Raw genomic sequence first — 5,784 nt, forward strand, 5'->3', positions numbered from 1 at the left:
CCGGCCTGTATCCGTGACCGAGAGAACCTCTACCTGGGACATGATGCTATGGTCTGCCATAGCTTCAGGCTCTTAGCTGAAATCCAATCCCGTGCTCAGGCGGCCCTCCCCGGAGGCATACTTTCCACGTGATGGCCTTCCGTTCTTCAATAGCCGCGCACAGGATCGTAGAGGTCTATCAGCGCAAGCCCTTGCGCGCGCAAAGCCTGTGCGCTGCGACATGATCTGCGAGGCCAGCGGCATTGGACATCGCCTGACTAAGCCCAACCAACCTTGGACCAACGGCCAGCTCGAGCGGATGAACCGCACGATCAAGGAGGCCACGGCCAAACGCTTCCATTACGACAGTCACGACCAGCTTCGAGCACGTCTGAGGGACTTCATGGTGGCTTACAACTTCGCGCGCAGGCTCAGGACGCTCGGCAGCCTCACGCCATACGAATACGTCTGCAAAGTCTGGACATCAGAGCCTGACAGATTCATCCCAAACTCGATCCATCAGATGCCGGGGCTGAACATCTAGAATCAAGAAGCAGACATTAGCGGACGTTGCGCTATCAGATATCCTTCCATCGCGTTAGTAGCATCCTGTAAAATTGTTCCGCTGCGGGTGTGGCCTTGGCCTGGGGTGCACGCACGACGCCGACGGTCCGCGTGACTGTGGGGTCTTTCAGAGGTACGGTTGCGATCAGCGGATGCGGGTCTGCCGGAAGGGACATGCGGGGCAATGCCGCGACGCCCAGACCAGCCTCCACCAGACCGAGCGACGTGGAAAGATGCTGCACCTCATAGTAAGGTCTGGGTCGGACCTGAGCACCTGCAAGGGCAAGATCCATGATTAACCGGTTACCGCTTGCGCGTCCCACAGTTATAAATCGGTGATCCACCAGTTCGGCCCATGTTACCTGATCCCGTTCAGACAGTGGATGATCACGACGGCAGGCCAAGTAAAAAGGTTCCTCGATCAGCGGTTCGAACGCAACCTCGGGATCGTCGGCGCCGAGCAGCGTAATGCCGAAATCGACTTCGCGATTGATGACGCTTTGCAATACGTCATTCGCGCCGGCATCGACGATGCGAAAACGGATCGAAGGGTATTCTTCGATGAACTCGCCGATCACATCGGGAAGGAAGTAATAGGCCGCAGTCGGGATGCAGGCGATGCTGACCAGCCCTGACCTGCGCTCGGCAATCTCGCGCACGGAAAGCAGCGAGGTTTCCAGGTCGTCTAGGAGCCTTCGCGCCCTGGGCAGAAAGTCCCGTCCGACGGCGGTCAACGAGACTCGGCGGGTCGTTCGTTCCAGCAGTGAAACGCCGAGCGTTGCCTCCAGCTTCTGAATCCTCCGTGTGAGCGCGGGCTGGGACAAGTGGATGCTTTCCGATGCGGCGCGAAAGCTCCGCATCTCAGCGGTGGCGACAAAGGCCTTGAGGTCTTCCAGATCGATATTCATGCAAGCTGTGCAATTATCATTCAGATCATTGCATTTCACACATACCACGACTTCATGGCAAGGTTTTTCCATCCGGGGCGAGATGAAGCCCCGCCAGAGGAACACCAACAACATGACAAGAATTCCATGCGTGCTTATGCGTGGCGGTACGTCACGCGGTCCATTCTTTTTGTCGTCGGATTTGCCCCGGGATACATCCGCCCGCGATGCGGTTCTGATCGCGGCCATGGGTTCGGGGCATCCGCTGCAGATCGACGGGATCGGCGGCGGCAATCCATTGACCAGCAAGGTCGCCATCGTCGGCCCTAGCCAGCAGTCGGGCACCGATATCGACTACCTGTTCGCGCAGGTGAATGTCGAAAAGGCGCTGGTCGATACCGCGCCGAATTGCGGCAATATGCTTGCGGCGGTCGGCCCCTTCGCAATTGAGCAGGGTCTGATCGCAGCGAGCGATCCGGAAACCCGGATGACGATCCTGAACCTCAATACCGGAAAGCGGATCGAAGCGACGGTTCAAACGCCCGGCGGTTTGGTCAGCTATGAGGGTGAGACAGCCATCGCAGGCGTGCCGGGCACCGCAGCGCCTGTGCGGCTGGCCTTTCTTGATGCGGCGGGATCGAAAACTGGAAGGCTGCTACCGACTGGCGCGCTGCGTGACGCGGTGCAGGGCATTCCGGTCACACATTTCGACATGGCGGTGGCGGCTGTACTGGCGGCTGCGGGCAGTCTTGGCAAGACCGGCCGTGAATCGCCTGCCGAGTTGGATGCGGATCGTGACTTCATGGCGCGGCTTGAGGCGCTTCGGCTGGAGTCGGGGCAGCTGATGGGTCTCGGCAGTGTCGCCGAAATGGTCATCCCGAAACCCATCCTGCTGGCACGGCCGACCGCTGGCGCAACCATCAGCGCGCGCTATTTCATGCCCCATGCCTGCCATACTGCTGTGGCGATCACTGGCGCCGTCTGCATCGCGGCAGCCTGCTGCACAGAAGGCACCGTCGCGCACGATCTGGCAAGTCTGCCCGAGGCCGATGCGCAGGGACGCAGGCTACTGGTTATCGAGCATCCGTCCGGCCGCACGCCGGTTGAGATCGAACAGGATCCGGGAACCGGAGAAATTCGCCGCGTTTCGGTCATTAGAACTGCACGCAGGCTCTTCGACGGCTTCGTGCATATCCGCGACAAAGTCGCATAATCTATTCCCAAGGAGGAGGAAAACCACATGAAATTGCTGAGCAAATCCAGCATCCCTTCGTTGCTTCTGGGGGCGGCTGCGGTCCTCGCCATGCCTATCTCGTCGACAGCGCAGGACTTCGCGGGCGAGACAATCGAATGGACTATTCCATTTGGCGTGGGCGGCGGCACGGACGTATGGGCACGGTTCTTCGCGCCGCAACTGTCTGAGGCGCTGCCCGGCAAACCAACGGTCGTGGTGCTGAACGTTCCCGGAGGCGGCTCGATCTCGGGCGCGAACCAGTTCGCCATGCGCGCAAGCGATGATGGGCTGTCGATCCTCGGCACCTCGGCCTCGACCCAATACCCGGCCATTCTTGGCGACCCGCGCGTTCGCTATGACTATGCCGAGTGGACAGCGGTTCTGGCCTCGCCCACTGGCGGCGTGGTCTATATCGATCCGAAATATGGCGTCACTGGTCCGCAGGATATCGAGAAACTGCGCGCCGAGGAGATCCGCTTTGCGAGCCAGGGCGCCACCGCGCTGGAAATGCCGGTTCTGCTGGGCTTCAAGATGCTAGGACTGAACATCAAGCCGGTTTTCGGAATGGAAAGTCGCGGCGCCGGTCGTTTGGCATTCGAGCGCGGCGAGGCCGGAATCGATTTTCAGACCAGTTCGGCCTATCTCAGCAGCGTTTCGCCGCTGGTTGATGGGGGCAAGGCCGTGCCCCTTTTCTCACTTGGCGTAGTCAATGCCGATGGAGATATCGAGCGCGATCCTTCTTTCCCGGACATGCCGACCTTTGTCGAGTTCTACGAACAGGCAACAGGAGCCAAGCCCGAGGGAGAGGCTTTCGAGGCATGGAAGGCGCTGATGCTCGCCGGGTTCTCACTTCAGAAAATGGTGGTGCTGCCAAAGGATGCGCCAGACGAAGTGATCGCGGCCTATGGAGATGCCGCACGAGACATCGTCGAGGCACCCGATTTCCGAAAACGGGCCGGTGACGAGATTGGTGTCTATGAACAGCTTGTCGGGCCTGACGCAGATGCGGCGCTGAAAGGGGCATTGACCCTCGATCCCGGCATTCGTGACTTTCTGACCAACTGGCTGTCAGAAGACTACAACGTTCGCATGTGACGCCAGAGGCAGAGCCGAGCAGGCTCTGCCAACGCTTTCGGGGAGGAAATCTCAATGCTAGATACTGCGCTTGCGGCGCTTGGGCAGGTCATGTCCGGTGGCCATATCGCTTTTCTTATCCTTGGTGTCTGCGTCGGCCTGATTGTCGGCATCCTGCCCGGTCTTGGTGGTATCGCAGGCATGTCCATCCTGCTGCCGTTCCTTTATGGCATGGATCCGACCTCGGCGCTTGGAATGCTGATCGGCATGGTTGCCGTCATTCCAACGGGTGACACCTTCACCTCTGTCATGATGGGTATTCCCGGCTCCAGCGCCAGTCAGGCAACGGTTCTGGATGGCTTTCCAATGGCCAAGCGAGGCGAGGCTGCGCGCGCGCTGTCGGCGGCCTTTACCAGCTCGCTTCTTGGTGGCGTGATCGGGGCGCTTGTGCTCTCGGTCGCCATCATCATCGCCCGACCACTAGTCCTATCTTTCTCGTCAGCTGAACTGTTCATGTTGACAATCTTTGGTCTTTCAATGGTGGCGGTCCTGTCTGGGCGAAGTCTGACCAAGGGTATTGCCGCAGCCGGCATTGGACTTGTCATAGGTGCGATCGGGACTGCGCCTGCAACGGGCGAAGCCCGCATGACCTTCGGCATAGATTACCTCTATGATGGCGTGCCGCTGGTCGTGGTTGCCATGGGCCTGTTTGCCATCCCCGAGGTCATTGACCTTCTCAAGCGCGGTACGGCAATCTCGGAAACCACCGAGCTTGGCGGCGGCTGGGGCAAGGGAATGCGCGACGTGTTGCGTCACCCATGGCTCGTGGCGCGTTGTGCAAGCTTTGGATGCGTGATCGGTGCACTTCCGGGACTTGGTGGTGCCGTTGTGGACTGGATCGCTTACAGCCATGTGGTTCAGACCAGCCGTGACAAGTCGCAATTCGGCAAAGGTGACGTGCGTGGCGTGATTGCGCCCGAATCGGCGAACAATGCCTGCCAGGGCGGCGCGCTGATCCCGACGCTGCTGTTCGGTGTTCCCGGCTCGGGTTCGATGGCGGTGTTCCTCGGCGGCATGGTGCTGCTGGGTATCCAGCCTGGCGTCACGATGGTCGAGACACGGCTTGACCTGACCTACACGATCATCTGGTCGCTGGCCTTGGCCAATGTCGTCGGGGCTGCGCTTTGTGTCCTGGTGGCACGGCAGGTGGCCCGCCTCACACAGGTGCCTTTCGTCTATCTCGCACCCTTCATGGTGATGATCGCCATGTTCGCCGCATTCCAGGCGTCGCGGTCAATGGCCGATTTGGTCGCGCTGATCGTGATGGGCGCAGTCGGCATCTACATGCGCCGCTTCGGCTGGCCTCGTCCTGCGTTGCTGATCGGCTTTGTGCTGGCACCTGGCGCCGAGAACTATCTCTATCAGGCGGTACAGTTCTATGACTGGGGTTGGATCACGCGACCGGGCGTCATGATCATTGCGCTGATCACCATCGTCTCGGTCTATCTGGGACTTCGGTTCGGTGCCGAGATCTCCAGCGAAGGCGATAGCGACGCTGCGGATCAGCAGACCCGTGGCCGTCAGATCGCCTTTGCCGGACTTCTGTTCCTTGTCGCCGCCTATTGCGTCTTCGAAGCTGCACAGCTGACCTTCCTTGGCATGATCTTCCCGCTTGTCATCGGCGTTCTGGCACTTATCGCATCGCTGGTGGTAATTCTGCGGATCAGGTCTGGTCGTGTCGCGGAAGTCCACGATGACGACGCGAGCGCTACTTCGGCCGGAAAATCTTCGGGCCGCGAGAAGTACCTGGCGGTGTTCGCGGGGGTCGTCGCACTGATCTGGCTGATCGGCTTCATCCCGGCCATGATGATCTTTTTCCCGGCTTTCCTGATTGTTGCCGGCAAAGCCCGGCCGCTGAGCGCTGCCCTAGAGTCCAGACTCATTGATTGTCATAGCCAGAAGATGACGGCGGCGGCCAAAGCGATGGCCGACAGGAAGACCTTGGGGCATCTGTCGTAGCGGGTGGCGATCCGGCGCCAGTCCTTG

General features: G+C 60.0%; 3 protein-coding genes and 3 pseudogenes. 4 read left to right on the forward strand and 2 right to left on the reverse strand.

The window, feature by feature from the left end; all coding sequences use genetic code 11:
- Nucleotides 1–241: 241 nt before the first annotated feature.
- A pseudogene (locus MU516_RS19155) lies at nucleotides 242–523 on the forward strand (integrase core domain-containing protein); the annotation flags it as partial.
- A gap of 34 nt (nucleotides 524–557) precedes the next feature.
- On the opposite strand, the gene MU516_RS19160 reads toward MU516_RS19155, so the two are convergent.
- A complete protein-coding gene (locus MU516_RS19160; RefSeq protein ID WP_260278809.1) occupies nucleotides 558–1,565 on the reverse strand; it encodes a LysR family transcriptional regulator in 1,008 nt (335 codons plus the stop codon).
- Here MU516_RS19160 and MU516_RS19165 point away from each other — a divergent pair.
- From MU516_RS19165 to MU516_RS19175, 3 genes and pseudogenes are all read left to right on the forward strand, one after another.
- The gene (locus tag MU516_RS19165; protein WP_260278810.1) at nucleotides 1,564–2,643 is read left to right on the forward strand and encodes a 4-oxalomesaconate tautomerase; all 1,080 of its coding nucleotides are present in this window, start codon (nucleotides 1,564–1,566) and stop codon (nucleotides 2,641–2,643) included. The two genes, MU516_RS19160 and MU516_RS19165, sit on opposite strands and share 2 nt — an antisense overlap.
- 27 nt (nucleotides 2,644–2,670) lie before the next feature.
- The gene (locus MU516_RS19170) at nucleotides 2,671–3,759 is read left to right on the forward strand and encodes a Bug family tripartite tricarboxylate transporter substrate binding protein (RefSeq protein ID WP_260278811.1); all 1,089 of its coding nucleotides are present in this window, start codon (nucleotides 2,671–2,673) and stop codon (nucleotides 3,757–3,759) included.
- A 90-nt stretch (nucleotides 3,760–3,849) separates the two neighbouring features.
- Nucleotides 3,850–5,106: pseudogene (locus MU516_RS19175) on the forward strand (tripartite tricarboxylate transporter permease); the annotation flags it as partial.
- A gap of 581 nt (nucleotides 5,107–5,687) precedes the next feature.
- Here the strand turns inward: MU516_RS19175 and MU516_RS19180 are convergent.
- A pseudogene (locus MU516_RS19180) lies at nucleotides 5,688–5,784 on the reverse strand (IS5/IS1182 family transposase); the annotation flags it as partial.

The organism is Paracoccus maritimus, assembly GCF_025195095.1.
Taxonomy (GTDB): Bacteria; Pseudomonadota; Alphaproteobacteria; order Rhodobacterales; family Rhodobacteraceae; genus Paracoccus; species Paracoccus maritimus.